The sequence below is a fragment of the Sphingopyxis sp. BE235 genome, from assembly GCF_031457175.1.
Lineage (GTDB): Bacteria > Pseudomonadota > Alphaproteobacteria > Sphingomonadales > Sphingomonadaceae > Sphingopyxis.
The window spans coordinates 1,060,688-1,085,598 of the sequence record NZ_JAVDWC010000001.1 but is presented as its reverse complement, the minus strand read 5'-3'; the positions used below and the strand labels follow the sequence as shown (position 1 = coordinate 1,085,598).

Below are 24,911 nucleotides of genomic sequence, written 5' to 3'. Positions count from 1 at the left end.
CTCGCTACTCACAATGCGCCGATCGCGGCCGCCAGCGGTGCGACCGCCTCGGCGTCCTGATCCCAGCTGACGACGAGGCGCGCCGCGCCTTCGCCCCAGTCGTAGAAATCGAACCCGGCGCCGCGCAGCTTCGCCGCTTCCTCGGCGGTCAGGCGCACGAACAGCTCGTTCGCCTCGACCGGATGCATCAGCCGGCCGCCGCACGCGGCCGCGAGCTTGGCGGCGCCGGCGTTGGCGGCGCGCGCGTTGGCGAGCCACAGGTCGTTCGCGAGCATCGCGCGGATCTGTGCCGCGACGAACCGCCCCTTGCTGAGCAAATGGCCGCCGCGCTTCTTGAGTTCGCGCACCCCGGCCCCGCCGCTGCCGCCGAAAAAGACGATCGCCTCGGCCATCATCGCGCCGTTCTTGGTGAAACCGAACGACAGCGCATCGACCCCCGCCCGCCACGTCACATCGGCGGGCGCGCAGCCGAGGAAAGCGACGGCATTGGCGAAGCGTGCGCCGTCCATGTGGAGTTTCATGCCCGCGCCCTTGGCGATCTCACTGATCGCGCCGATTTCTTCGGCGCGCCAGGCAAGGCCATATTCGGTCGCGTTGGTGATGCTGACCGCCGCGGGCTGTACCTGATGCACATCCTGCCGAATGCCGGCGATGCGGGTTTTCAGGGCTTCGGTATCGATCTTTGCGCCGCGTCCGGGGAGCGGCATCAGCTTGGCGCCGCCCGAATAGAAGGTCGGCGCGCCGCATTCGTCGACTTCGATATGCGCTTCCTCGTAACAGAGGATGCCCTGCCAAGGCCGCACGAAATGCGCGAGGATGATGCTGTTCGCCGCGGTCCCGGTCGGGATCCAGACGACTTCGCATGTCGTCTCGAAAAGCTCCGAGAATGTCGCGTCGAGCGACTGGCTGAGCGCATCGCCGTCATAGGCGGTGTCGACCTGGTTCGCGGCGGCCATCGCCTCCATCACCACGGGATGGACGGTCGCGGCATTGTCGGAGAAAAAGCGGGTCGCAGTCATGGACCGCCCCTTAGCGCAGGTGCGGGCCGCTTGCTAACCCCTCATTTCTGTTGCGCTTCACCGGATACGTCTGCGGCCTCGCCCGGCGTCGATCCGCGCGCGAGGCTCGCGCCGCCGGCGACACCGAGGCCGCCCGCCATGCCCATTCCGCCGCCTCCTCCGCCGCCGCGCCCGCCGCCAGCGCCGCCGCGCGCTTCGCTGCCGCGGCCGCCGCTCTTGCCGCCGCTGCCCGACGGACGCGTCGGGCCCTGCGCAGGGATGATTACGTCAGCCGGAACCGGATCGAGGTCGAGCGCCTTGCGGATGAAATCGCGCAGTTCGACGACGAGTTCGTGGACATGCACCGGCCGCCCCTCGGCAAGCTCCTGCGCCGCGCGGCTGGCGAGCCGCACCTGCGCTTCGGTGCCGAGCAGAATGATGTCGGAGAGCGCGGCCTCGACGGCGTCGCGAATGCGGCGCGGGCGATCCGATTCGCCGGGTTCGTCATCCTCCGGCGCCGCCTCGTCGGACAGGTCGATCGCGGGCTCCACTTTCGTCTCGCCCGCCTGACGCCTGATATCGCGAAGATGGCGCGGATCGACCATCAGATCGCCGGTAAACGACCCGCCGAGCGTCTTGTACGCCGCCATCAGCGTGCGCAGCCGCTCGTTGATCTGGCGGTTCATCCGTTCGCGGCGCTGCTGGATCGTCATCATCACCATCAGCCGGATGCCGACGCCGATCAGCGTGACGAGCGCGAGGCCGAGCAGCGTCGTTCCGATGCTTTGCCACGATGAGAAGTCGAAGAAGCGCATGCTACCGAATGTGCCGACGATCACCCGCGGGCGCCACCGATTTTCTGCCCGGCGCCGCGTCGCCGTTCATCGGCGTCAAAATCAGATGCCGAGGCCGTCCGAGCAGTCGAATGCCGAGGCGAGCTTTTCGCGGAAACCGGTGGTGTCCGATCCCGCGTCGACGAGCACCGCATCGCCCGCATCGAGCCGCTCGTGAAGTGCGATCGTCAGCGAGTCTTCGCTGAACAGATCGCCGACGAAACGATTGTGCGCCACGAAACGAAGCCGCTGCGGCGAGGATTCGATCACGACCGCGCGCCACGCGGGGCCATAGCTCGACTTCGCCCACAGCTTCGCGCCCAAAGGCAGCGCGCGCGTCGGCTTGCCGGTGACGACCGCGACATTGATCATCGTGCGATCGGCCTCGTTGAACGCTTGGCGAATCTCGATCGAACCGGTGCCGAAGCGCGCGATACATTCGCCCGCGGTTCGGTTCACATAGCCGAGATCAACATAAGAGGCGTCGTTGAACGCGGGCGTCAAGCCGGCGGCGGCCAGCAAAAGCGAGAACATGGACCAAGGCTCCTGTCGCAGCCGGGTCCGTGCCCGGCCGTCTTATTGACCCTGTTTCGCGAGCAATTTCAAGCGCAAGGCGTTCAATTTGATGAAGCCCGCCGCATCCTTCTGATCATAGGCGCCGGCATCGTCCTCGAACGTCACATGGCGTTCGCTGTACAGGCTGAGCGGCGACTTGCGGCCGACGACGCTGGCGTTGCCCTTGTAGAGCTTGAGGCGGACGGTGCCGGTGACATTCGCCTGGCTGTGGTCGATCGCCGCCTGCAGCATCTCGCGCTCGGGCGCGAACCAGAAGCCGTTGTAGATGAGCTCGGCATATTTCGGCATCAGCTCGTCCTTGAGGTGCGCCGCGCCGCGATCGAGGGTGATGCTTTCGATGCCACGATGGGCACGAGCATAGATTTCACCGCCCGGCGTCTCGTACATGCCGCGCGATTTCATGCCGACGAAGCGGTTTTCGACGAGGTCGAGGCGGCCAATGCCATGTTTGCGGCCGAGGTCGTTCAATGCCGCCAACAAAGTGGCGGGCGACATCGCCTGCCCATTCAGCGCGACGCCGTCGCCGCGCTCGAAATCGATAGTGATATATTCGGGCGTGTCGGGTGCATCCTCGGGATTCACCGTGCGCGAATAGACATAGTCGGGGGTCTCTTCCCACGGATCCTCGAGCACCTTGCCCTCCGACGAGGTGTGGAGGAGGTTCGCGTCGGTGCTGAACGGGCTTTCGCCGCGCTTGTCCTTCGGCACGGGGATCTGGTTCTTTTCGGCAAAGTCGATCAGCGCGGTGCGGCTGGTCAGGTCCCATTCGCGCCACGGCGCGATCACCTTGATGTCGGGGTTGAGCGCATAGGCGCTGAGCTCGAAGCGGACCTGATCATTGCCCTTGCCCGTCGCGCCGTGCGCGACCGCGTCGGCGCCGGTTTCCTTGGCGATCTCGATGAGACGCTTTGAAATCAACGGGCGTGCGATCGAGGTGCCGAGCAGATAGTCGCCTTCGTAGCGGGCATTGGCGCGCATCATCGGGAAGACGAAATCGCGGACGAATTCTTCGCGCACATCGTCGATATAGATATGTTCGGGCTTCACACCCATCAGTTCGGCCTTGGCGCGCGCGGGCTCGATCTCTTCGCCTTGCCCGAGGTCGGCGGTGAAGGTCACGACCTCGCAGCCATAGGTGACCTGCAGCCACTTCAGGATGACGCTGGTATCGAGGCCGCCCGAATAGGCGAGGACGACGCGCTTGAAGGACTCGGACATGATGGCACCTTTGGCGAGGGAAAGACGCGGGCGCGGCTAGCAGTCCGCCGCCAAAGGTGCAACCGGCTTGGCCCTCCTCAGGCGACGCGCGTCCAGTCCATGAACCAGTTGTCGTCCCACGTCTTGCCGCCGTCGCGCGAGGTGCCCTGGAACCAGCGGCAGCTTTTCGCCGTGATCCGGTCCCACACGCCGCGATAAAGTTCGGCCCCCTTTTCGCCCTCGCTTTCGGACAGGAAGGTTCCGACGCCGTCCTCGAATACGCCGAGCTCGCCCGGCACCGCGACGACGCCCGACTTGGCGTTGACGAAATGGTCGGACCAGATTTTCTTTTCGACGTCGAGCAGGCGGAGGCCCATGCCTGAAAAACCGCGCGCCGGGATGCGCAGTTCCTCGACGCTGGCGATCCCGCCGAGGATGCCGACGACGGTGGCTTCGGCGGGGAATTCGATCCACTTTTCGCCTTCGCGGAATTTGTTGTGGATACGCCATTCGCCGGTGAGAAAATCGAAATCGCCGGGCTTGCCGACGGGGGCGGGATTGATCGCGGCGGCGACGGCAATGGGGGTGAGACTGGACATAAGGGCTCCTGCGGAAAGGGCGATGATGGTGCGTCGTTCGATGTGGGTCATGACTTGCTCCCTTCGTGACGCATTTGCCCTACGCGCTCCATCCTGACATTTTCTGTCAGCTATTTTCTGCTACAGCGAAAAAATGCGCGCGAGCCGCCTCCTCTCGATCCTGATGCTGCTGCAATTGCGCGGACGGCTGACCGCGGCCGATCTCGCGGCCGAGTTCGAAGTGTCCGAACGCACGATCTACCGCGATATCGACGCGCTCTCCGCGGCGGGGGTGCCCGTCTATGGCGACCGCGGACCCGGCGGCGGCTTCGAACTGCTGGGCGGCTATCGCACGCGCCTCACCGGGCTATCGGCCGGTGAGGCCGAGGCGATGGCGATGATCGGCCTTCCCGGCCCGGCGGCGGAGCTGGGGATCGGTGCCGCAGCAAACGCCGCGCGCAACAAATTGCTCGTCGCGCTCCCCGGCGGCGGCGGCGCGCTCGCCGACCGGATGGCGGCGCGCTTCCACCTCGACGCGGTCGACTGGTATCGCAGCGGCGAAGCCTTGCCGCACCTTCCCGCGATCGCGCGCGCGGTACTCGATCAGCAGGCGCTGACGATGCGCTACGAAAGCTGGCAGGACGTGCGCGACTGGACGGTCGAGCCGCTCGGCCTCGTGCTGAAAGCCGGCATCTGGTATCTCGCAGCGCGCGGGGGCGGAAAGATCCGCATCTTCCGGATCGCGAATATCGACGAGCTAACAGTCGGCGATACGTCCTTCGAGCGCCCTGCCGATTTCCATCTCGCAAGCTGGTGGCAGGCCGAACAGGTGCGGTTCGAGGCCGAACTGTTCGGGGCGACCGCGACCGTCCGTGCCTCGCCCGATGGCTGCAAACGGCTCGCCGCGCAGTCGCCGCGCGGCGCCGAAGCGGTCGCGCGGGCAGGCGTACCCGCCATCGATGGCTGGCGCGAAATGACGATGCGGGTCGAGGACAGCGACCATGGCGCACGCGACATGCTCGCACTCGGCGCCGAGGTCGAAGTGATCTCGCCCTTCAGCTTCCGCCGCCGTATCGCTGCGCTCGCCTGCGCGATCGCCGCAAGGCACGGCTGATTGGCTTCGCCCTCCCGAAACGCTATCCTCGCGGCAGGGAGACAGGCCATGGGAAAAACCGAGATCAAGACCAAAGCCACCGAGGTTGCCGTCGCCGATTTCATCGCCGACGTCCCCGACGCGCGCCGCCGCGAGGAAGCCGAGGCGATCGACGCGATGCACCGCCGCGTCACCGGGCTCGATCCGAAAATGTGGGGGCCGTCGATCATCGGCTATGGCAGCTACGACTATCTATACGACAGCGGCCGTTCGGGGACGATGTGCCGTGCCGGGTTCAGCCCGCGCAAGGCCGCGATGACGCTCTATCTGATGGGCCATTACGGCGACCGCCAGCCCGAAGCCGACGCGCTGCTCGCCAAGCTGGGCAAATATAAGAACGGCAAATCGTGCCTCTACATCAACAAGCTCGCCGACGTGGACCTGGCGGTTCTCGAAAAGCTCGTCGTGCTGAGCTGGGACGTGATGAACGAAAGATATCCGGATTGACGGCGATCAGGGCAGCACGCCCCGCAAATCCTTGAAGCTGCGAACTGGGCGAGGCCGCTTCTTGTCTCCCCATATCGCGACGCTGCCGACAAGCAGCAATAGGCTAAAGCCCCCGGTGATGCAGGCAAAGACGATATCGCTCGTCCTCGTCGAGCCGTAAATCTTCAGCGAGTCGTAGCCGGCGTAGGCGATCAGCAGGGCCATCGCGACCATGAACACCGAATATAAGGCGGCTTCCCAAACTTGCTGCCCGCGCTCGACCCGGTCGAACCGCCCGACGCGCTTCATCCCTCGCGCGATTTCGAGGATGAGATCGCGATAGCTGACGTTCCCGAGGGATTTCGGGACCAGCACGAACTTTCGCCCGTCGTCGCACCAGATCAGGCAGCGAAAGGAATCGAGCCAGCGGAATTTGCCTTCGTCGAGACTCGCGCGGATTCGACGAATATCGGTGAGCGGAATTTCGGCGCGCCCGCGCCGCGAACCGGTCAGGACCAGCACCGGCGAGTCGCCCGCTGCGACTTCCGCGTCGACCCACAAGCCTTTCAGACCTTCGCGGCGCAGCGCCCAGCAATTCCCGATCCGGTGAACCCCAATCCGGTCACGCCCGGCGCCCATGTCTTTGTCAGCCATTCCGCCCTCCTTCGGGCCGGTCCCATGGGGAATTATGACGGCGGCGACTGTGTTTGATGTCACACCCGGCGTGCGCCAAAATCCTCCTCGGTCGCCGCGATATAATCGCGCGTCAGCGGCAGCGCGTGGCGGCTGCGCGCGAACTGGATCTGATAATTCCCCATCCCGCCGCTTTCGAAAGCCGACGTCGCGCCCGCGAGATAGAAGGTCCACATACGAAAGAAACGCTCGCCCATCATGGCGACGATCTCGGCCTCGTGTGCGAGCGTTCGCGCATACCATTGGCGCAAGGTCAGCGCGTAATGCAGCCGCAGCGTCTCGATATCGGTGGCGATCAGCCGGCTCTTCTCGCTCGCCGCGAGCGTCTCGCTCAGCGCGGGGATATAGCCGCCGGGGAAGATATATTTGCGCGTGAAGGCGTCGGTCGCCCCCGGTCTGCCGAAGCGGCCGATCGTGTGGAGCAGCATCACCCCGTCGGCGGTCATGAGGTTGGCAGCGGCGCGAAAGAAGGTTTCGAAATTGGGCGCGCCGACATGCTCGAACATGCCGACCGAGACGATGCGGTCGAAACGGCCCGGCTCGCGCGCGGCGAGGTCGCGATAGTCAACCAGTTCGAATTTGACGCGGTCGGCGACCCCCGCCGCTTCGGCGCGCTGGCGCGCGAGAGCGAACTGCTCCTCCGATAGCGTGATCCCGAGCACTTCGACCTGCTCGAGCTTCGCCAGCGTAATCGCCATCCCGCCCCAGCCGCAACCGATGTCGAGCACGCGTTGCCCCGGTTTGAGCGCGAGCTTGGCGGCGATATGCGTCTTCTTTGCGACCTGCGCTTCCTCCAGCGTCATGTCCGGGCGCGGCCAGTAGGCGCAGCTATATTGCATGTCGTCGTCGAGGAAGAGGCGATAGAGGTCGTTGCCGATGTCATAGTGATGCCTGACGTTGGCGCGCGACCGGCGCTGGCGGTTGATCGACCCGATCCGCGTTTTCACCCAGTCGGCGCGCTGGCCCAGCCAGGTCTTGTCCTTGAGCGCGGCGCCGCGATCCCATGGCGTGTTCATGCGGATCAGGCCGATCAGGTCCATGATGTCGCCGCCCTCGATCTGCATGTCGCCGTCCATGAAGGATTCGGCGGCGCCAAGCCGGGGATCGAGGATGATCCGGCGCATCCCGGCGCGGGTCTTGAAGCGAAGGACGAGCTCGGGAAATCCCGGTGTCGGCGTGCCGAAACGCTCCTCGGCGCCATCGGGTGCAATGACGGTCAGCCGCCCCTGACGCACCACGCGGGAAAGAAACGGAGCTAGGATCGACATGTCTGCAACGCCAAAAACCTCCATCGCGTCAAATGGTTGCCGTCAGATCCCGGCATACCATTCATAATCGATCCGGTCTTCCCAATAGCCGCCCTTGCCCGCGCCGATCTGATCGAGGCTGGCGACCGCCTCGATCGCGTTCACATATTTGGCGTGCTTGTAGCCGAGCTGGCGCTCGATCCGCAGGCGCAGCGGCGCGCCATTGGCGATTGGGAGCAGTTTATCGTTAAGCGCCCACGCCATGATCGTCTGCGGATGCAGCGCGTCGACCATGTCGCAGCTTTCATAATAGAGCGCATCGCCGAGCCGATCGGCGCAGCGGAAGACGATATAGCGCGCGCTGTCGCGCACCCCCGCCGCGGCGAGGATATCGCTCAGCTGCGGGCCGGTCCATTGCCCGATCGCGCTCCACCCCTCGACGCAGTCATGGCGCGTGATCTGCGTACGCTGCGGCATCGTGCGGATGTCGACCATCGACAGCGACAGCGGTCGCGCAACGAGCCCCGTCACCTTGACGCGCCAATCGGCAAAGCCGCTCGACGCGTGCGCGGCATAGGCAGCGCCCGCGGGCAGGCGCGTACCGTTGGGGCGGAAATAGGGCGACAGGTCGCTTTTGCCGAACTCGCGCGCGAGCGCATTGCGATCGATCAGCGCGCGCTGGCTCGCACGGTTCATCTCCTCGCCCATCGACAGGATCTTGCGTACCGCGGGGGCGTCGTTGATCGCGTCGCATCCCGATAGCAACGGCAACGCACCCGCTGCGGCAACCAGTCCGCCGGCGCGCGCAATGAGTTGACGCCGCGGCAGGACGATCTCGCTCATGCGCGCTCCCCCCTCTCGGGCGGCAGGCGGAACCAGCCGATGACCATCGAGCGGACCTCGTTGATCGGTCCCGCCAGCAGCACCATCGCGATATGGACGAGGAAGAAGGCGACGAGCGCCCAGGCGGCGATGAAGTGGATCGAGCGCGCCGACTGCCGCCCGCCGAAAACATCGAGGAGCCACGGCCACGCGGCGTTCATCCCCGGCGACATGGTGAGGCCGGTCGCGATCATCAGCGGCAGCAGGACAAAGATCACCCCGATGTAACTGAACTTCTGAAGGATGCCGTAGCGCGCCGCCGCCTCGCCGCGTGGAAAGCGCAGCCGCGCATGCTCTTTCACATCGTGCCAGATATGGCGAGGCGACCATTCGGCGCGGCGTATGTGCAGATCCTTGCGCAAATGCCCGCCCAGCAGCGTCCAGACCATGTAGAGCGTCAGCCCGATTGACAGCACCCACGCGAACAGCAGATGCCAACGCCGCCCGTCGGCCAGGCTGTAGCTGGTCGGAATCGTCGCCCAGCCCGGAAAAGCCCATGTCTTTTGGACGCCTTCCGCATCGGTCCAGCGGCCAAGCACGCCCGTTGTCTCGACCCGATAATCGCCGATGCGCAAATAGCCGCTGTCGGGTGTCGAACCGATCACCAGCCAGGCGCGGTCGAAATTCGCACCATATTCGCCCCAATAGAGCCGCGGATGCGCATTGAAGATCATCAGCCCGCTCATCAGGAGGATGAGCAAGGTGACGGCATTCACCCAATGCCAGATACGCGCGGGCAACCGGTGGCGATAGACGCGCAGCGGCGCCGGCTGGGTGCGAGCGACGGGAGTTTCAGCCTCGGCCATGATCCCGGTTCGCTCCTTTTCTGCTTCCGGTTACGCGACGGCCTTCGCGGCATATTCCTCGCGATACTGGCTCCGCAAGCTGACCTTGTCGATCTTTTCGCTGCCAAGCTTGGGCAGCGCATCGTTCGACATCCAGATCTGGCACGGCACCTTGTACGGCGCGAGCCGCGCGGTGAGGAAGGAAACCAGATCGTCGGCGGTCACGCTGCTGCCCGGCTTCGTCCACACGACCGCGCCGACGCACTCGCCCAATCGCTCGTCGGGCAGGCCGAAGACGGCGCATTCGTTGACCTCGGCATGCTCGTAGATCGCCGCCTCGACTTCCTGACAGCTGATATTCTCGCCGCCGCGGATGATGATGTCCTTCTTGCGATCGACGATGAACAGATAGCCGTCCTCGTCGAGATAACCGAGGTCGCCCGAGCGGAAATAGCCATTGTCGAAGAAGGCCGCCTTCGTTGCGGCTTCATTGTTCCAATAGCCCTCGAAATTGCACACAGAGCGGATGCAGACTTCGCCGACGCCGCCTTGGGCAACCGGCTCGCCATTGTCGTCGAGGATCGCAAGGTCGACGAGCGGCTTCGACGCCGGGCCGGTCGACATCGGTTTCGCAACATAATTTTCGTTGATGATGCCGCAGCCGACCGCGTTGGTTTCGGTGAGACCGTAACCGAGCAAAGGCTTCGCCTCGCCCATCTCCGACGCAAGGCGCCGCACATGTTCGGGCGGGCGCGGCGCGCCGCCGCCGGCGTAGCTTTTGCACGTCGAGAGGTCGTAATTCTTGCGGTTCGGGCTGACGAGAATTTCATAGCTCATCAGCGGGACGCCGACGAAATAATTGCATTGCTCGTCCTGGATCAGCCGCATCGCCTCGTCGGCGTTCCACTTGGGCATCAGCACCAGTTTGCGGCCGAGAGCGAAGCTTTGCAGGAAGACGGGGATTTCGGCGGTGACGTGGAACAACGGCGTGCAAATCAGCGTCGCGGGCTGGATGTCCGACATCTGGCCGTCTTCGGTCAAGAGGTGAACGATGCTCGCGGTCTGCGTGACATAGTTGAAGATCGCCTGGCACACCGCCTCGTGGCGCGAATAGGCGCCCTTCGACTGGCCGGTCGAGCCCGAGGTGAAGAGGATGGTCGCGAGATCCTGCCCGGTCAGCGTCGGCAGCACGGTGGCGGCGCTGCCGCCCGCGCCGGTGATCGGCGCGACCGCGAGATCGATCGGCTGGGTCAGGTCGAGCGTGACGATCTTCGCGCCATGCTCGACACCCTCGAGCCGCGCCGCGCGCTGGACGTCGGCGATGACCAACTTCGCCTCGCTGTCGAGAATGCCCGCCGCGAGTTCGCCGCCCTGCCACCAGCCGTTGAGCAAGGTAGCGCAGCCGCCCGCCATCAAAATGCCGATATAGGCGACGCACCACGCATTAGCGTTACGCATCGCAAGCCCGACGCGGTCGCCGCGCTGGACGCCATGACCTTCGACCAGCCCCGCCGCGACCTGGCGCGCCGCCATATAGACCTGCTTGAACGACAGCCGCTCATCGCCTTCGACGAGGAAGGTCGCATCGCCATGCTGCGCGGCAAAAAACGCCACATAATCGGCAAGGTTGGTCGGCGCGTTGGAGATGAAGGGAAGCTGGTGGCCGAAACGTTCGACGGACCCGAGCTGGATCGGTCCGCCCGGACCGGTGATCAGATTATAGGCGGCTTCCAGGCGCAAATCGAGCGCAGATGGCATCTTCTATCTCTCCTCTTGGTCTCGCTCGCCTAACCCCTTATGGGGAGGCCTCTCCTGGGGAAGGACAGCGCGACGATATGTTTCTTTTTGCAACCTTAGCCGAAGCAACGCAATATGTGAACTTTCACGATCTCATGGGTGAGAACTCCGAGATCGCGTTCAGCGTCTTCGGCCTGCCGATCCGCTGGTACGCGCTCGCCTATCTCGCCGGGATTTTCGTCGGTTACTGGTATCTGCTCAGGCTGATCGCGCAGCCCGGCGCCCCGATGGCGCGGCGCCACGCCGACGACATGATCTTCTATGCGATGCTCGGGATCATCCTCGGCGGCCGGCTCGGCTATGTGCTCTTCTACAACCTCGGCAATTATCTCGAGAAGCCTCTCGAAATCTTCAAGCTCTGGGATGGCGGCATGTCGCTCCATGGCGGCGTGATCGGCGTGCTGATCGCGATCTGGTATGTGACGGGCAAGGAAAAGCTCAGCTTTCTGCGCTTCTGCGACTATGTCGCGTGCGTCGTTCCCTTCGGGCTCTTCTTCGGCCGCCTCGCCAATTTCGTGAATGGCGAGCTGTGGGGCCGCGCGACCACCGTCCCCTGGGCGATCATCTTCCCTGACAGCGGCACGATGGACCCGCGCCACCCGAGCCAGCTTTACGAGGCCGGGCTCGAAGGCCTGCTGATGATGGCAGTCCTCGCCTTCTTCTTCTGGCGCACCGATGCACGCTACAAGCCCGGATTTCTGTTCGGCATGGCGGCGATCATCTATGGCCTCAGCCGTTTTGCGGTCGAGTTCGTGCGCGAGCCCGACGTCCAGCTCGGCACGCTGTCGTGGGGGCTGACGATGGGGCAGACGCTGACCGTGCCGATGCTGCTGATCGGTGTGTGGCTCGTCGCCACCGCGAAGGGCCGCCGCCAGCGGATCGAACCGGTCGCCGGACTCGACAGCGTTGCGTGACAGACCGCCGAACCCCGAGCAGCTGATCGGCGAAATCGCGGCGGCGCGGCCGACGACGATCGCCGACTATATGGCGGCAGCGAACGGCCATTATTACGCGACGCGCGATCCACTCGGCGCCGCGGGCGATTTTACGACGGCGCCCGAAATCAGCCAGATGTTCGGCGAGATGATCGGCGTCTGGATCGCCGACCTCTGGTCGCGCGCGGGCAGCCCGGCGTTTCGTTATATCGAGCTCGGCCCGGGCCGCGGCACGCTCGCCGCCGATGCGCTGCGCGCGATGGCGCGCTTCGGTTGCACACCGCAGGGCGTGCATCTGGTCGAGACAAGCCCGATGCTCCGCGCGGCGCAATCGGCACGCCTGCCGGCCGCGATCCATCACGACGATATCGACGACCTGCCGGACGACGGCGCCGCGATCATCGTCGCCAATGAATTTTTCGACGCCCTGCCGGTGCATCAATATATCCGCACCATCGACGGCTGGCGCGAGCGGATGGTCGAACGCACCGACGGAAAGCTGGCCGCGGTGCCGGGCAATGTTCCTGCCGACGACAGCGTTCCCGCGATGCTGCGCACCGGCCGCGTGGGAAGCATCGTCGAGACCGCGCCCGTGTCGGCCGCGATCATGCAGCGTTGCGCTTTCCGCCTCGCGCGGCAGGGCGGCGCGATGCTGGTGATCGACTATGGCTACCAGGGGCCCGCCGCGGGCGACACGCTGCAGGCGGTCAAGGCGCATCAATTCACCGATCCTTTCGCCGATCCGGGCGAGGTCGACCTTACGACGCATGTCGACTTCACCGCGCTTTCCGATGCAGCCAGGCGCGCCGGCGTCGCCATCGCCGGCCCGGTCGGCCAGGGCGCATGGCTTCAGGCGCTCGGCATCGACGCGCGGCTGAAGGCGTTGACGAACGCGGCGCCCGACCGCGCCGGCGAACTCGCGGGCCAACGCGACCGGCTTGTCGAGCCGCAAGCGATGGGCGAATTGTTCAAGGTCATGGCTGCCTCCGCCCCCGGCTGGCCGCGACCCGAAGGTTTCGGGGCAAAGGCAGCAGCATGACGACCATCACCCTCGCGCGCGACGAAGATGTCGGCGAACTGACCCTGTTCGCGAGCACATCCTTCACCCACACTTTCGGGCATATCTATGACCCGGCCGACCTCGCGGCCTTCCTCGCCAGCTGGAATCCGCCCGAGCGCCTCCGCGCACAAATCGCCGACCCCGCCTGGGCGATCGCCCTCGCCCACGACGACGCCGGTGCGATCACCGGCTTCATCAAGATGGGCCCGATCGATTTCGATCTGCCCGAAGGCCAGCCGCTCGAAGACGCGACCGAGCTCCACCAGCTTTATGTCGGGGAGGCCGCGAAGGGCAAAGGTATCGCGGTGGCGCTGACCGACTGGGGCATCGCATGGGCGCGCGAACGCGCGTCGATCCTCTATCTTTCGGTCTTCACCGAGAATCCCCGCGCGCAGGCCTTTTACCGCCGCTATGGTTTTGTCGATGTCGGCCGCAACGCCTTTCGCGTCGGCAACCATATCGACGAGGACCGCATCTTCCGGCTCGACCTGTGAGCGCGCCCTTTGCGAGCGCGGCAACGCTGGCGGGCGTCGCTCACGGCTTTTTCGGCCGCCGTGGCGGCGTCTCGACGGGCGAACTCGCCTCGCTCAACTGCGGCCTCGGTTCGGGTGACGATCCGGCGTTGATCGCCGAGAACCGGCGGCGCGTGGCCGACGCGGTGCTTCCGGGCGCGGCGTTGACCGGGCTGTACCAGGTTCACGGCAATCGCTGCGTTATCGTCGATGGCGACACTGACCTCGCCGCGCGGCCCGAGGCCGACGCGCTCGCGACGCGCGCACCCGGCATATTGCTCGGCATATTGACCGCCGACTGCGTTCCGGTGCTGTTCGCCGACCGCGAGGCCGGGGTTGTCGGCGCGGCACATGCGGGCTGGAAGGGCGCGATCGCAGGGGTCACCGACGCGACGCTGGGCGCAATGGAGAGCCTCGGCGCCAGCCGCGCCAATATCGCGGTCGCGATCGGCCCCTGCATCGCGCGCGCCTCCTATGAGGTCGACGAGAATTTCGTGCAGCGCTTCGTCGCCGACGATCCGGCGAACGAACGTTTCTTCGCCGCAGGTAAGCCCGGCCATGCGATGTTCGACATCGCCGCCTATGTTGCGGCGCGGCTCGCCGCGGCGGGCGTGACGCGAATTGCCATCGGCGGACAGGACACCTATGCCGAAGGGCAAGATTATTTCAGCTATCGCCGCGCGTGCCATAAGGGAGAGAACTCCTATGGCCGCCAATTGTCGGTGATCGGACTGGCGGGAGGATAAGGGGCCGATGACGCGCACGCGCTGGTTGGGGTTGATCGGCGGGCTCGTCGTCTTTTGCATCATGCTTCTGCTCCCGGCACCCGCCGGGATGGAAGCCACCGCATGGCGCGTCGCCGCGCTGACCGTGTTGATGGCGATCTGGTGGATGACCGAGGCGCTGCCGCTCACCGTTACCGCACTCATGCCCTTCCTCACCGTGCCAGCCTTCGGCGTGATGGATGCGAATGCGATCGCGAAGGAATATTATTCGCCGATCCTGTTCCTGATCCTCGGCGGCGCCTTTCTGGCGCTCGCGATCGAGCGCGTCGGGCTGCACCGGCGGCTCGCACTGGCGCTTCTGAAACGCGCCTCGCCGACCGCGAGCGGCCTACTCTTTGCCTTCATGACGGCGACCGCGCTGCTCAGCATGTTCATTTCGAACACCTCGACCGCGCTGATCATGATCCCGATCGCCCTCGCGGTCGTGCGCGCGGGCGGCGTGCAAGAGGGTGAGACCGGCGGTTTCGCGGGCGCGGTGATGATGGGCATCGCCTTCGCCGCCTCGCTCGGCGGGCTTGGCACGCTCGTCGGCAGCCCGACCAACGCGATCGCCGCGGGCCTTATCGAAAAGGCGCTCGGGCTGCGCATCTCGTTCCTCGACTGGGCGATCTATGGCGTGCCGATCGTGCTGCTGTCGGTCCCGATCGCCATGTGGATTCTCGCGCGCGTCCAGCGGCTTGCCGACCATCCGTTCGATGGCAGTGCGGCGGCAGCGGCGCTCGGCAAGCAGGCAACATGGTCGACCGCCGAGCGCCGCGTCGTCCCGATCTTCCTGATCGTCCTCATCGCGTGGATCGCGCAGCCCTGGCTCGAACCGATGCTGCCCAAGGGCGCGCTGACCGACGGCACGATCGCCGTTGCGGGCAGCCTGTTGCTCTTCATCCTGCCCGATGGCACCGGCCGGCCGCTGCTGCTCTGGAAGGAAGCCGACCGCGCGCCATGGGGCGTCATCATGATGTTCGGCGGCGGCCTCGCGCTCGCCGCCGCGATCACCGCGAGCGGGCTCGCCGCCTGGCTCGGCGCGGTGCTCGCACCGCTCGGCAGCGTGCCGACGATCGTCCTCGCCGCGACTATCGTGGCGCTCACCATCCTGATCACCGAATTCGCGAGCAACGTCGCGACCGCGAGCGGGATCATGCCCGTCCTCGCGGCGCTGATCGCGGCGACCGGCGTCGACCCGATTCTGCTGGCGCTTCCCGTTGCGATGGCGGCGAGCTGGGGCTTCATGCTGCCGTCGGGGACCGGTCCGAACGCGCTCGCCTGGGCGACGGGCCATATCGCGCTGCCGCGCATATTGAAGGCGGGGTTCGCGCTCGACATTATCGGCGTCCCGCTGTTGATCGGGGTGATCTGGACCATCGCGATGGTCGGATGAACCGCGCAATATAGTTTCAAACGAAACCTGCGTGCTATACAGGGCCCCAACACCTCAAGGAGCATTCCCATGGCCATGCGCGGCAAACCCAAGAACAACACCAAGAAAATCGGCGATCGCGACCTCAGTCCCGCCACGCTGATGATGGGACTCGGCTATGACCCCGTGCTCTCCGAAGGATCGCTGAAGCCGCCGATCTTCCTGACCTCGACCTTCGCGTTCGAAAGCGCAGCGGCGGGCAAGCGCTTCTTCGAACATATCACCGGCAAGCGCGAAGGCCCGGCCGACGGCCTCGTCTATTCGCGCTTCAACGGCCCGAACCAGGAAATCCTCGAGGACCGCCTCGCTGTGTGGGACGGCGCCGACGACAGCCTCGTCTTTTCGAGCGGCATGTCGGCGATCGCGACCCTGCTCCTCGCGCTCGTCGGCCAGAATGACGTAATCGTCCATTCGGGTCCGCTCTATGCCGCGACCGAAACGCTGATCGCGCGCATCCTGTCGCGCTTCGGGGTCAGCTTCCTCGACTTCCCCGCCGGCGCGACGCGCGAGGAAATCGACGACATTCTGGCGCGTGCGAAATCGCTCGCCGACGAGAAGGGCGGCAAGGTCGCGCTCGTCTATCTCGAAAGCCCGGCGAACCCGACCAACGCGCTCGTCGACGTCGAAGCGGTGCGCGGCGCGCGCGATGCCGCCTTCCCCGGCGAGCAGCAGCCGCCGATCGCGATCGACAACACCTTTCTCGGCCCGCTGTGGCAAAAGCCGATCCGCCAGGGCGCCGAACTCGTCGTCTACAGCCTCACCAAATATGCCGGCGGCCATTCGGACCTCGTCGCGGGCGGCGTGTCGGGCGACCAGCGGCTGCTCAACATCATCCGACCGATGCGCAACACGATCGGCACCATCTGCGACCCCAATACCGCGTGGATGCTGCTGCGCAGCCTCGAAACGCTCGAACTGCGCATGAACCGCGCGGGCGAAAATGCGCTGAAGGTCTGCACCTTCCTCCGCGATCATCCCAAGGTCGACGGGCTCGGCTATCTCGGCTTCATTCAGGACGCGCGCCAGAAGGACATCTTCGATCGCCATTGCACCGGCGCCGGATCAACCTTCTCGCTGTTCATCAAGGGCGGCGAGGAAGAAAGCTTCCGCTTCCTCGACGCGCTCAAGATCGCAAAGCTCGCGGTCAGCCTTGGCGGCACTGAGACGCTCGCGAGCCATCCCGCCGCGATGACGCATTTGTCGGTTCCCATCGAGCGCAAGAAGGCGCTCGGCATCACCGACAATCTGGTGCGCGTGTCGATCGGCATCGAAGACCCCGATGATCTGATCGCCGACTTCGCGCAGGCATTGGACGCGGTTTAAAAATCCCCCTCCCACTTGTGGGAGGGGTTAGGGGAGGGCATGTCGGAAACGGCGCTCTCTGAAAAACAGGCCCTCCCCCGACCCCTCCCGTAAACGGGAGGGGAGAATCAGCGCCGCGCGCGCCAGTCGACGACCTGCCAGCCCATTTGCGGGGCGAGCAATTTCAGCCTGCGCGATGGCGTCGCCGCGACCGCCTCGTCGGCAAAACGCAGCATCGGGTGGTCGGACACATGGTCCGAATAGGCGCGGATATGCGCACGATCGCGGGTGATGTCGTTGGCCGCCATCCAGTCGTCGATCCGCGCGAACTTCGCCTCGCCATAGCAATTGTCGCCCGCGAGCCGCGCGTGGATATGGTCGGCGCCGTCGGGCTCGTCGAGCTGTGTCGCGAGCACATCGTCGATCCCGAGCCGCCGCGCGATCGCATCGACGTAGAGGTGGAACGACGCGGTCGCGAGCAGCAGCCGATACCCCGCCTCGCGGTCGGCGGCGATCTGCTCGAGCGCTGCGGAGTGCAGCCCGCGCGCTACGACCTTGTCGGCATAGCTTTCGGCGAGCGGCGCGATTTCGGTGCGGCGAAAGCGCTTGCCCACAAGCAGCCGGAGGTTGATTGCCTTCAGCCGCGAGCGGTCAATCAGGCGCAGCGAATAGGCCGCCCCCGCAAGCCCGACGAGCGGCAGCAACAAGAGCCGCCATTGCTGGCGCCGCCGCGCGACATGCATCAGGAAGCCGCTGTAAGTCCCTGAACGCGTTATCGTCCGGTCCATGTCGTACATCGCGACGCGGTGCGCATAGTCGGGGATCGGCGTGGCGAGCGGGTCTTCCATCCCCCACCCATAGTGTGGCCCGGCATGGCGGCCAAGGCCCGGCAAACTAAACCATGGATTCACTTGCCGTCATGGGGCAAATAAGACAATGTTCCCGCACGATGGTTGCCAGGGCGGATTTCGAACATAGCGACGGTGCCGATGGTGCCGAAGTTCGCTTCACTGGCCGTCTGACGCTCGCGCGTCTGGGTGACGTTCCCGCGCGTCTCGATGCGCTGGGTCCGATCGCGACGCTCGACCTGTCGGCGCTCGAGCGCATCGACACCGTCGGCGCCTGGATCGTGACACGCACCGCCAAGGAACATGGTTCGAAGGTCGTCGGCGCGAGCGAAGAAGCGCAGCGCCTGCTCGAGGCGCTCGCCAGCGACAAGAGCGAATATCGCGTCCACCGCGATCGCCGCCCGGGCTGGGCGCGGATGCTCGAACAGGTCGGCCATGCCAGCGTCGCGATCTGGCACGAACTGCTGGGTATCGTTGGTTTTTTCGGCGCGATGATCGTCGCGCTGGGCATCCAGATCCGCGCGCGCCGCCGCCTCCGCTGGAATGCCGTTGTCACCCGTTTCCAGACCGTCGGCGTCGACGCCCTGCCGATCATCGGCCTGATGAGCTTCCTGATCGGGATCGTCATCGCGCAGCAGGGCGCGGTGCAGCTCGAACAATTCGGGCTGGAGGTGTTCACGATCAACCTCGTCGGCCGCGCCTCGATCCGCGAACTTGGCCTGCTGATGACCGCGATCATGGTCGCGGGCCGCTCGGGATCGGCCTTTGCCGCCCAGATTGGCACGATGAAACTGACCGAAGAGATCGATGCGATGCGCACGATCGGCGTCTCGCCGATGGAAGCGATTGTGCTGCCGCGCGTCGCCGCGTCGACGATCACCATGCCGCTGCTCGGTTTCTACGCCAGCCTGTGCGCGATCGCTGGCGGCGGCGCCTTTGTCTGGATCGGGCTCGACATCCCGCCGCTCACCTATATCCAGCGGCTGCGCGAAATCATTCCGATGACCGATTTTTACATCATGCTGATCAAGGCGCCCGTGTTCGGCATATTGATCGGCGTCACCGGCTGTTACGAAGGCATGCAGGTGCGCCAGAATGCCGAGGAGGTCGGCCAGCGCACGACATCGGCGGTGGTCGCCGCGATCTTCCTCGTTATCGTCCTCGACGCGATGTTCGCCGTCTTCTTCTCTTCGCTGGGATGGAATTGATGAGCGAAGAGATCGAGCAGGAGATCAAGGAAGAGCTTGCCGCCGCCGACGCGGTGCGGCCCGAAAAGTTCGAAACCGCCATTTGCATCCGCGGGCTCAAGAACCAGTTCGGCGATGCCGTGGTTCACGAGGATCTGAACCTCGACGTCCGTTCGGGCGAGATTCTGGGCGTCGTCGGCGGATCGGGCACCGGCAAGTCGGTGCTGATGCGCTCGATCATCGGACTCCAAACGCCGACCGCGGGCGAGATCGAAGTGTATGGCAAGACGCTCGACACGATCGCCAACGAAGAGGAATCGCGCGATCTGCGCCGGCGCTGGGGCGTGATGTTTCAGGGCGGCGCGCTCTTTTCGACGCTGAGCGTGGCCGAGAATATCCAGGTCCCGCTGCGCGAATATTATCCGCGCCTCGACCAGCGGCTGCTCGACGAGATCGCGGCATACAAGGTCGCGATGGTCGGCCTGCCCCCCGATGCCGGCCCGAAATATCCCGCCGAGCTGTCGGGCGGGATGGTCAAGCGCGCCGGCCTCGCGCGCGCGCTGGCACTCGACCCCGCGCTGCTCTTTCTCGACGAGCCGACCGCGGGGCTCGACCCGATCGGGGCGGCGAAGTTCGACGAGCTTATCCGCGAACTGGCCGACACGATGGGCCTTACCGTCTTCCTCATTACCCACGACCTCGACTCGCTTTATGCCACCTGCGACCGGGTCGCGGTGCTGGCCGAAAAGAAGGTGATCGCGGTCGGCACAATCCCGGAACTGCTTGCCACCGAGCATCCGTGGATACAGGATTATTTCAACGGGCCACGCGGCCGTGCTGCGGCAAGCGGGAACCAAACCGCGAAGCCGCGATAGGAACAGCTGATGGAAACACGCTCAAACAACGTCCTCGTCGGCGCTTTTGTCCTCCTCTTCACCGCGGCGCTCGCCTTTTTCGTCGTCTGGCTGGCGAACGACAGCGGCGGCGACAAGCGCGAATATGACATTTTCTTCAAGCAATCGGTCGACGGGCTGAACAAGGGCGCGCAGGTGCAATTCTCCGGCGTTCCCGCGGGCCAGGTGCGCGAAATCGCGCTGTGGCCCGAAGATCCGCAATTCGTCCGCGTCCGGATCGAGGTGAACGAGGGCGTCCCGGTGCTGCAGGGAACGACCGCCGCGCTCGAAGGCGTCGGCTTCACCGGCGTGTCGCAAATCTCGCTCGATGGCGCGGTCAAGGGCGCGCCGCCGATCGCCGACAAAGGGCCCGCGGGCAAGCCCGTCATCCCGACGCGCGTCGGCGGCCTCGGCGAACTGCTCAACACCGCGCCGCAATTGCTCCAACGCCTGTCGACGCTGAGCGAACGCCTCGCCGAACTTGCCGACGACAAGAATCAGGAAAGCTTTGCCAAGATTCTGGCCAATGTCGAAGCGACCACCGCGACGCTCGCGCGCAACGGGCCGGCGCTCGAACGCGCGCTCGCCGATACCCGCATCGCCATCCAGCAAGCGGGCAACGCCGCCGAACAGGTCGGCAACCTCGCGGCGTCGGCGCAGGGCACGATCGACCGCAACGTCGACCCCGCGATGGCGAACCTGCGCGATACGCTGAAATCGGCGAATGCCTCGATGGCGACGCTCGAGGCCGCGATCAGCGACGCGCGGCCGGGGCTCAAAACGTTCAGCGAAACGACGATCCCCGAAGCCAATGCGCTGATCCGCGACCTGCGCCGCACCTCTGCCTCGCTGTCCAGCCTGACCGACAAGCTCGACCAGCAGGGCGCGGGCGCGGTTCTCGGCGGCAGCCAGCTGCCCGACTACAAGAAATGAGGATGCCCATGATGCGAACATTCCGCGCCCCGCTGGTTGCCGTCATCGCGGCTGTGACGCTCTCGGGCTGCATCGGACTCGGCGGCAAGACACCGCCCTTCCTGCTGACGCTCGACGCCGACGCGGCGCCGAGCGCGGGCGGTGCGCGCACCGCGGCCGAAGCGGCGACACTGACGATCCTGATCCCGACCGCACCGCAAAAGCTGCGCACGACGCGCATCCCGGTGCAGCAGGACGGATCGAGTGTCGCCTATGTGAAGGACGCGCAATGGGTCGAGGCGCCCTCGCGCCTGTTCCAGCGGCTGGTGTCCGAAACCGTGTCGGCGCGCACGTCGCGCGTCGTACTCGACGAGGGGCAATATTTGACCGCGCCGGGCGAACAGCTAGCGGGGCAGTTGATGGAGTTCGGCGTCGACGCCGCGACGAACGAGGTCGTCGTCGTCTATCAGGCGATGCTGGTGTCGGCGGGCGGCAAGACCGTGACGCAGCGCCGCTTCGAAGCGCGCGAGGCGATCGGCGGCAAGGTCGAGGCGAAGCCCGTCGGCGAGGCGCTGACCCGCGCCGCGAACAAGGTCGCGGTCGAGGTTACGGGCTGGCTGGGCGGCTAGGGTCAGAACCTAGACCGGCCTGCCCATTGCCATTTCGTGCCGCTGCGCCTAGAGGGCGCCGCATCATATCGCCTGTATCCGCGCAGCCTCTTCCGGGTTTCCGGCTGTGCCCTTTCCTTTCGAGCCCGCTGACTTGAAAGGACTATGCCATGGCGTGGGTCATCCTCGCGATCGCCGTCGTTACCGAAATCATCTGGGCGCTCAGCCTGAAATGGGCTGCGACGCTCGGGACCTGGCAGGCATCGGTCGTTCCCGTCTCGCTCAGTTTTTTGAACATGGCGCTGCTCGCGTTCGCGATGCGCGGGATTTCGGCCGGGACCGCCTATGCGATCTGGACCGGACTCGGCGCGGTCGGCGTCATCATCGGCGGCATATTCTGGTTCGGCGAGAAGGTGAACGCGGTCCAGATCGGATTCATGGCGCTGATCGTCATCGGCGTCGCCGGGACCAAGCTGTTTTCGACGGCCTGATCGAGACCGTGGGGCGGTTTTCCACCGGGTGCCGCCTCCAACACTCTCGTCACCCGGACTTGATCCGGGGTCCCGCTTGAGATCAAAGCCTGCCGATGCCTCAAAAAGCGGGATCCCGGATCAAGTCCGGGATGACGAAGGGTAAGGAAGCATCGACGGCTCCCCACCCCTAAGCCGCCCTCACCCCAACAAGCTCTTCGACGCCTGTTCGGTTACATCGCGCGACAGGCCGGGCTGCGCGAGGATGCGCTCGAGTTCGGCCTTCATCAGCGCCTGCCGCCCCTCGTCGAACCGTTTCCAGCGGCCGAGCGGCGGGATCATCTTCGCCGACGTCTGCGGGTTCTTCGGGTCGAGCGCTATGACGAGGTCGGCAATCAGCTTGTAGCCCGCACCATCGGCCTGATGGAACGCCGCCTGATTGCCCGTCAGCGCGCCATAGAGCGAGCGTACACGGTTCGGGTTCGCGAGCGTGAAGTCGGGGTGCTGTGCCAGCGCCTTCACCGCATCGACGGTGTCGGCGCGCAGTGACCACGCCTGCACCTGGAACCATTTGTCGAGCACGAGCGGATTGTCGCGATAGCGCTGATAGAAGATGTCGAGTGCTGCCACGCGCTCGTCGCTGTCGCCATGCGCGAGCGTCGCGAGCGCGGCCTGCCGTTCGGTCATGCCGTCGGCGTCGGAGAAGATGCGGAATGCCAGCGCCGGGGCATCGTCGGCCCCCGTTGCGGCGAGATAGGCGAGCGCGACGCCGCGCAGGCGGCGGCCGCCCTTGGCCTTGCTCGACAGGTCGGTCGCGGGCGGCGCGCTGCCCGCAAGGATCGCGCGCCATTTCGTTTCGAGCGCGGTGCCGATCGCGGCCTGCAAGGCGAGCCGCTCGCGGCGGATCGCGTCGGGGTCGACGGTGACCATCTGGTCGCCGATAAAGGCTTCGCTCGGCAGCAGCACCGCCTCGGCGACGAAAGCGGGGTCGCTTGCCGCCCCGGCGAGCGTCTGGCCGACCGCGTCGATCACCGCCCGATGATCGCCCGTCTTTCCCGATACCGCAGCAACGAGCGTGTCGAGCATCAGCTGCTGCAACGCCTCGTAGCGCGCGAACGGGTCGTCGTCGTGCGCGGCGAGCCACGCCAGTTCGCCGGGGCCGCGCTCGAAATCGACGATGATGGGCGCCGAAAAGCCGCGATTGACCGACAGTGCCGGACGCGCCGCAAATTTGCCGAGCGCGATGCGCTGCGTTGCGCCGGTCACGGTGACGAGCGTATCGGCGAGCGCGTCGCCGCTGCCGTCCATCGCAAAGGCGGCGAGGCGGAGCGGCATCATCATCGGCTGCTTTTCGGGCTGCCCGGGCGTTGGCGGCACCGTCTGCACAATATCGAGCGACCAGTGGCCGGCTTCTTCGGCCAGCGACAGCTTGAGCCGCGGCGTGCCCGCCTGCTCGTACCAGCGGCGGAATTGCGCGAGGTCTAGCCCCGCGCCTTCCTCGATCGCGCGTACGAAATCCTCGCACGTCGCGGCTTCGCCGTCGTGGCGGTCGAAATAGAGGTCGGTACCCTTCCGAAAGCGGTCGGGGCCGACCATCGTCGCCATCATGCGGATAATCTCGGCGCCCTTGTTATAGATGGTCGCGGTGTAGAAGTTCGAGATTTCCTGAAAGCTGTCGGGGCGGATCGGGTGCGCGAGCGGCCCCGCATCCTCGGGGAATTGCGCGGCGCGAAGCAAGCGGACATCCTCGATCCGTTTGACCGGGGGCGATCCCATGTCGGCCGAAAAGCTCTGGTCGCGAAAGACGGTGAAGCCCTCTTTCAGGCTGAGCTGGAACCAGTCGCGGCAGGTGACGCGGTTGCCCGACCAATTGTGGAAATATTCATGCGCGACGACACCCTCGACCCCGTCATAATCGACGTCGGTCGCGGTGTCGGGATCGGCGAGGATATAGCGGGTGTTGAAGATGTTGAGACCCTTGTTCTCCATCGCGCCCATGTTGAAATCGCTGACCGCGACAATGTTGAATAGGTTGAGATCATATTCGCGGCCGTAGACGCGCTCGTCCCACGCCATGCTGTCCTTCAGCGCCTGCATCGCATGGCCGGTGCGATCCTCATCGCCGCCCCGCACCCAGATGCCGAGTTCGACCTCGCGCCCCGACATCGTCGTGAAGCTATCCTTGTTGACGACGAGGTCGCCGGCGACGAGCGCGAAGAGATAGGAAGGCTTCGGCCATGGGTCTTCCCACAGCGCCCAATGATCGCTTCCATCTTCGCCCTGATCGACGCAATTGCCGTTCGACAGCAGGATCGGGAACGCGGCCTTGTCGCCTTGCATCCGCACCTTGTAGCGGCTGAGCACGTCGGGGCGGTCGGGGTGGAAGGTGATGCGGCGAAAGCCTTCGGCCTCGCACTGGGTGCAGAGCAGGCCGCCCGAGGCATAAAGCCCCGACAGCTGGGTGTTCGATGCGGGGTCGATCACCGTGTCGACCTCGACCGCCGCCGCGGTGCGTTCGCCAAGGTCGACGATCAGGTCGCTGCCCTCCATCCGCCAGTCGTTCCACACTTCGCCATCGACGCGCACCGCCGCCGGGGTCAGCCCGTCGCCGCGCAGCGTGAGCGGCACGGGAGCGTCGGCATCGCGCACCACCGACAGCGCCGCGCCGACCTTCGTCGCATCGACCCCGAGCGCGAAATCGAGCGCGATGTCGGGGATGGACCAATCGGGCGCGCGATAGTCGCTGCGGTGAATGGTGACGGGGATGGCGGGGGTTGAGGAGGCGTCGGTCATGTGATCGATCTAGGCACAGCGCCGCCG

25 protein-coding genes are annotated in these 24,911 nt (G+C 65.6%); 13 read left to right on the top strand and 12 right to left on the bottom strand.

Annotated features, from left to right (window positions below):
- Window positions 1-8: 8 nt before the first annotated feature.
- The 5 genes from J2X38_RS05105 to J2X38_RS05085 all read right to left on the bottom strand — a co-directional run bounded on the left by J2X38_RS05105 (window position 9) and on the right by J2X38_RS05085 (window position 4,203).
- Window positions 9-1,019, bottom strand: coding sequence for a low specificity L-threonine aldolase (locus tag J2X38_RS05105; protein ID WP_058536707.1), 1,011 nt, complete (start codon window positions 1,017-1,019; stop codon window positions 9-11).
- A 41-nt stretch (window positions 1,020-1,060) separates the two neighbouring features.
- Window positions 1,061-1,837, bottom strand: a complete 777-nt coding sequence (locus J2X38_RS05100; protein ID WP_310251910.1) for a hypothetical protein — start codon at window positions 1,835-1,837, stop codon at window positions 1,061-1,063.
- Between the two features lie 57 nt (window positions 1,838-1,894).
- Window positions 1,895-2,365, bottom strand: coding sequence for a hypothetical protein (locus J2X38_RS05095; protein WP_310251908.1), 471 nt, complete (start codon window positions 2,363-2,365; stop codon window positions 1,895-1,897).
- Window positions 2,366-2,407: 42 nt separating this feature from the next.
- Complete coding sequence (locus tag J2X38_RS05090) at window positions 2,408-3,625, bottom strand: argininosuccinate synthase (protein WP_058536710.1); 1,218 nt, start codon at window positions 3,623-3,625, stop codon at window positions 2,408-2,410.
- 77 nt (window positions 3,626-3,702) lie between these two features.
- Entirely contained in the window at window positions 3,703-4,203 is a 501-nt protein-coding gene (locus tag J2X38_RS05085; RefSeq protein WP_310251906.1) for a hypothetical protein, read from the bottom strand.
- Between the two features lie 133 nt (window positions 4,204-4,336).
- On the opposite strand from J2X38_RS05085, the gene J2X38_RS05080 reads away from it, so the two are divergent.
- Together J2X38_RS05080 and J2X38_RS05075 are read left to right on the top strand one after the other, a co-directional pair.
- Entirely contained in the window at window positions 4,337-5,296 is a 960-nt protein-coding gene (locus J2X38_RS05080; RefSeq protein WP_310251904.1) for a WYL domain-containing protein, read from the top strand.
- Between the two features lie 48 nt (window positions 5,297-5,344).
- Complete coding sequence (locus tag J2X38_RS05075; protein ID WP_310251902.1) at window positions 5,345-5,782, top strand: DUF1801 domain-containing protein; 438 nt, start codon at window positions 5,345-5,347, stop codon at window positions 5,780-5,782.
- Window positions 5,783-5,788: 6 nt separating this feature from the next.
- On the opposite strand, the gene J2X38_RS05070 is transcribed toward J2X38_RS05075, so the two are convergent.
- The 5 genes from J2X38_RS05070 to J2X38_RS05050 are packed head-to-tail and all read right to left on the bottom strand — an operon-like array spanning window position 5,789 to window position 11,126.
- Window positions 5,789-6,415: a hypothetical protein gene (locus tag J2X38_RS05070; RefSeq protein ID WP_310251900.1), complete on the bottom strand. Its 627-nt coding sequence runs from the start codon at window positions 6,413-6,415 to the stop codon at window positions 5,789-5,791.
- A gap of 59 nt (window positions 6,416-6,474) precedes the next feature.
- Entirely contained in the window at window positions 6,475-7,722 is a 1,248-nt protein-coding gene (locus tag J2X38_RS05065; RefSeq protein WP_310251898.1) for a cyclopropane-fatty-acyl-phospholipid synthase family protein, read from the bottom strand.
- Between the two features lie 42 nt (window positions 7,723-7,764).
- Entirely contained in the window at window positions 7,765-8,544 is a 780-nt protein-coding gene (locus J2X38_RS05060) for a molybdopterin-dependent oxidoreductase (protein ID WP_310251896.1), read from the bottom strand.
- Entirely contained in the window at window positions 8,541-9,389 is an 849-nt protein-coding gene (locus J2X38_RS05055) for a cytochrome b/b6 domain-containing protein (protein WP_310251894.1), read from the bottom strand. Before J2X38_RS05055 ends, J2X38_RS05060 begins: the two co-directional genes overlap by 4 nt.
- Before the next feature lie 30 nt (window positions 9,390-9,419).
- Window positions 9,420-11,126, bottom strand: a complete 1,707-nt coding sequence (locus tag J2X38_RS05050; RefSeq protein WP_310251892.1) for a class I adenylate-forming enzyme family protein — start codon at window positions 11,124-11,126, stop codon at window positions 9,420-9,422.
- Window positions 11,127-11,203: 77 nt separating this feature from the next.
- On the opposite strand from J2X38_RS05050, the gene lgt reads away from it, so the two are divergent.
- The 6 genes from lgt to J2X38_RS05020 all read left to right on the top strand — a co-directional run bounded on the left by lgt (window position 11,204) and on the right by J2X38_RS05020 (window position 17,194).
- Complete coding sequence (gene lgt / locus J2X38_RS05045) at window positions 11,204-12,079, top strand: prolipoprotein diacylglyceryl transferase (protein ID WP_310251890.1); 876 nt, start codon at window positions 11,204-11,206, stop codon at window positions 12,077-12,079.
- The gene (locus J2X38_RS05040) at window positions 12,072-13,139 is read left to right on the top strand and encodes a class I SAM-dependent methyltransferase (protein ID WP_405053430.1); all 1,068 of its coding nucleotides are present in this window, start codon (window positions 12,072-12,074) and stop codon (window positions 13,137-13,139) included. Before lgt ends, J2X38_RS05040 begins: the two co-directional genes overlap by 8 nt.
- Window positions 13,136-13,654, top strand: coding sequence for a GNAT family N-acetyltransferase (locus J2X38_RS05035; RefSeq protein ID WP_310251887.1), 519 nt, complete (start codon window positions 13,136-13,138; stop codon window positions 13,652-13,654). Before J2X38_RS05040 ends, J2X38_RS05035 begins: the two co-directional genes overlap by 4 nt.
- Window positions 13,651-14,418, top strand: coding sequence for a peptidoglycan editing factor PgeF (gene pgeF / locus J2X38_RS05030; protein ID WP_310251885.1), 768 nt, complete (start codon window positions 13,651-13,653; stop codon window positions 14,416-14,418). Before J2X38_RS05035 ends, pgeF begins: the two co-directional genes overlap by 4 nt.
- Before the next feature lie 7 nt (window positions 14,419-14,425).
- A complete protein-coding gene (locus tag J2X38_RS05025; protein ID WP_310251883.1) occupies window positions 14,426-15,832 on the top strand; it encodes a DASS family sodium-coupled anion symporter in 1,407 nt (468 codons plus the stop codon).
- A 69-nt stretch (window positions 15,833-15,901) separates the two neighbouring features.
- Window positions 15,902-17,194: a cystathionine gamma-synthase family protein gene (locus J2X38_RS05020; RefSeq protein WP_310251881.1), complete on the top strand. Its 1,293-nt coding sequence runs from the start codon at window positions 15,902-15,904 to the stop codon at window positions 17,192-17,194.
- Between the two features lie 107 nt (window positions 17,195-17,301).
- On the opposite strand, the gene J2X38_RS05015 is transcribed toward J2X38_RS05020, so the two are convergent.
- Window positions 17,302-18,021 (bottom strand): HAD-IB family hydrolase, encoded by a 720-nt coding sequence (locus J2X38_RS05015; RefSeq protein WP_310251879.1) that lies wholly within the window; start codon window positions 18,019-18,021, stop codon window positions 17,302-17,304.
- 101 nt (window positions 18,022-18,122) lie between these two features.
- On the opposite strand from J2X38_RS05015, the gene J2X38_RS05010 reads away from it, so the two are divergent.
- The 5 genes from J2X38_RS05010 to J2X38_RS04990 all read left to right on the top strand — a co-directional run bounded on the left by J2X38_RS05010 (window position 18,123) and on the right by J2X38_RS04990 (window position 22,112).
- Window positions 18,123-19,229, top strand: a complete 1,107-nt coding sequence (locus tag J2X38_RS05010; RefSeq protein WP_058536724.1) for an ABC transporter permease — start codon at window positions 18,123-18,125, stop codon at window positions 19,227-19,229.
- A complete protein-coding gene (locus J2X38_RS05005; protein ID WP_231732738.1) occupies window positions 19,229-20,083 on the top strand; it encodes an ABC transporter ATP-binding protein in 855 nt (284 codons plus the stop codon). The genes J2X38_RS05010 and J2X38_RS05005 overlap by 1 nt, the downstream gene beginning before the upstream one ends.
- A 9-nt stretch (window positions 20,084-20,092) precedes the next feature.
- Complete coding sequence (locus tag J2X38_RS05000) at window positions 20,093-21,034, top strand: MlaD family protein (RefSeq protein WP_058536725.1); 942 nt, start codon at window positions 20,093-20,095, stop codon at window positions 21,032-21,034.
- A gap of 8 nt (window positions 21,035-21,042) precedes the next feature.
- A complete protein-coding gene (locus J2X38_RS04995) occupies window positions 21,043-21,642 on the top strand; it encodes an ABC-type transport auxiliary lipoprotein family protein (protein WP_082639652.1) in 600 nt (199 codons plus the stop codon).
- 149 nt (window positions 21,643-21,791) lie between these two features.
- Entirely contained in the window at window positions 21,792-22,112 is a 321-nt protein-coding gene (locus J2X38_RS04990) for a multidrug efflux SMR transporter (RefSeq protein ID WP_058536726.1), read from the top strand.
- A gap of 180 nt (window positions 22,113-22,292) precedes the next feature.
- On the opposite strand, the gene pepN is transcribed toward J2X38_RS04990, so the two are convergent.
- Complete coding sequence (gene pepN / locus J2X38_RS04985; protein ID WP_310251874.1) at window positions 22,293-24,884, bottom strand: aminopeptidase N; 2,592 nt, start codon at window positions 24,882-24,884, stop codon at window positions 22,293-22,295.
- Window positions 24,885-24,911: the final 27 nt, after the last annotated feature.

Excerpts from the sequence above, each read along its gene's own strand:
- J2X38_RS05105 (WP_058536707.1), bottom strand. The coding sequence starts at position 1,019 with ATGACTGCGACCCGCTTTTTCTCCGACAATGCCGCGACCGTCCATCCC.
- J2X38_RS05095 (WP_310251908.1), bottom strand. The coding sequence starts at position 2,365 with ATGTTCTCGCTTTTGCTGGCCGCCGCCGGCTTGACGCCCGCGTTCAAC.
- J2X38_RS05090 (WP_058536710.1), bottom strand. The coding sequence starts at position 3,625 with ATGTCCGAGTCCTTCAAGCGCGTCGTCCTCGCCTATTCGGGCGGCCTC.
- J2X38_RS05085 (WP_310251906.1), bottom strand. The coding sequence starts at position 4,203 with ATGTCCAGTCTCACCCCCATTGCCGTCGCCGCCGCGATCAATCCCGCC.
- J2X38_RS05080 (WP_310251904.1), top strand. The coding sequence starts at position 4,337 with ATGCGCGCGAGCCGCCTCCTCTCGATCCTGATGCTGCTGCAATTGCGC.
- J2X38_RS05075 (WP_310251902.1), top strand. The coding sequence starts at position 5,345 with ATGGGAAAAACCGAGATCAAGACCAAAGCCACCGAGGTTGCCGTCGCC.
- J2X38_RS05070 (WP_310251900.1), bottom strand. The coding sequence starts at position 6,415 with ATGGCTGACAAAGACATGGGCGCCGGGCGTGACCGGATTGGGGTTCAC.
- J2X38_RS05065 (WP_310251898.1), bottom strand. The coding sequence starts at position 7,722 with ATGTCGATCCTAGCTCCGTTTCTTTCCCGCGTGGTGCGTCAGGGGCGG.
- J2X38_RS05060 (WP_310251896.1), bottom strand. The coding sequence starts at position 8,544 with ATGAGCGAGATCGTCCTGCCGCGGCGTCAACTCATTGCGCGCGCCGGC.
- J2X38_RS05055 (WP_310251894.1), bottom strand. The coding sequence starts at position 9,389 with ATGGCCGAGGCTGAAACTCCCGTCGCTCGCACCCAGCCGGCGCCGCTG.
- J2X38_RS05050 (WP_310251892.1), bottom strand. The coding sequence starts at position 11,126 with ATGCCATCTGCGCTCGATTTGCGCCTGGAAGCCGCCTATAATCTGATC.
- lgt (WP_310251890.1), top strand. The coding sequence starts at position 11,204 with ATGTTTCTTTTTGCAACCTTAGCCGAAGCAACGCAATATGTGAACTTT.
- J2X38_RS05035 (WP_310251887.1), top strand. The coding sequence starts at position 13,136 with ATGACGACCATCACCCTCGCGCGCGACGAAGATGTCGGCGAACTGACC.
- J2X38_RS05025 (WP_310251883.1), top strand. The coding sequence starts at position 14,426 with ATGACGCGCACGCGCTGGTTGGGGTTGATCGGCGGGCTCGTCGTCTTT.
- J2X38_RS05020 (WP_310251881.1), top strand. The coding sequence starts at position 15,902 with ATGGCCATGCGCGGCAAACCCAAGAACAACACCAAGAAAATCGGCGAT.
- J2X38_RS05015 (WP_310251879.1), bottom strand. The coding sequence starts at position 18,021 with ATGGAAGACCCGCTCGCCACGCCGATCCCCGACTATGCGCACCGCGTC.
- J2X38_RS05010 (WP_058536724.1), top strand. The coding sequence starts at position 18,123 with ATGGTTGCCAGGGCGGATTTCGAACATAGCGACGGTGCCGATGGTGCC.
- J2X38_RS05005 (WP_231732738.1), top strand. The coding sequence starts at position 19,229 with ATGAGCGAAGAGATCGAGCAGGAGATCAAGGAAGAGCTTGCCGCCGCC.
- J2X38_RS05000 (WP_058536725.1), top strand. The coding sequence starts at position 20,093 with ATGGAAACACGCTCAAACAACGTCCTCGTCGGCGCTTTTGTCCTCCTC.
- J2X38_RS04995 (WP_082639652.1), top strand. The coding sequence starts at position 21,043 with ATGATGCGAACATTCCGCGCCCCGCTGGTTGCCGTCATCGCGGCTGTG.
- J2X38_RS04990 (WP_058536726.1), top strand. The coding sequence starts at position 21,792 with ATGGCGTGGGTCATCCTCGCGATCGCCGTCGTTACCGAAATCATCTGG.
- pepN (WP_310251874.1), bottom strand. The coding sequence starts at position 24,884 with ATGACCGACGCCTCCTCAACCCCCGCCATCCCCGTCACCATTCACCGC.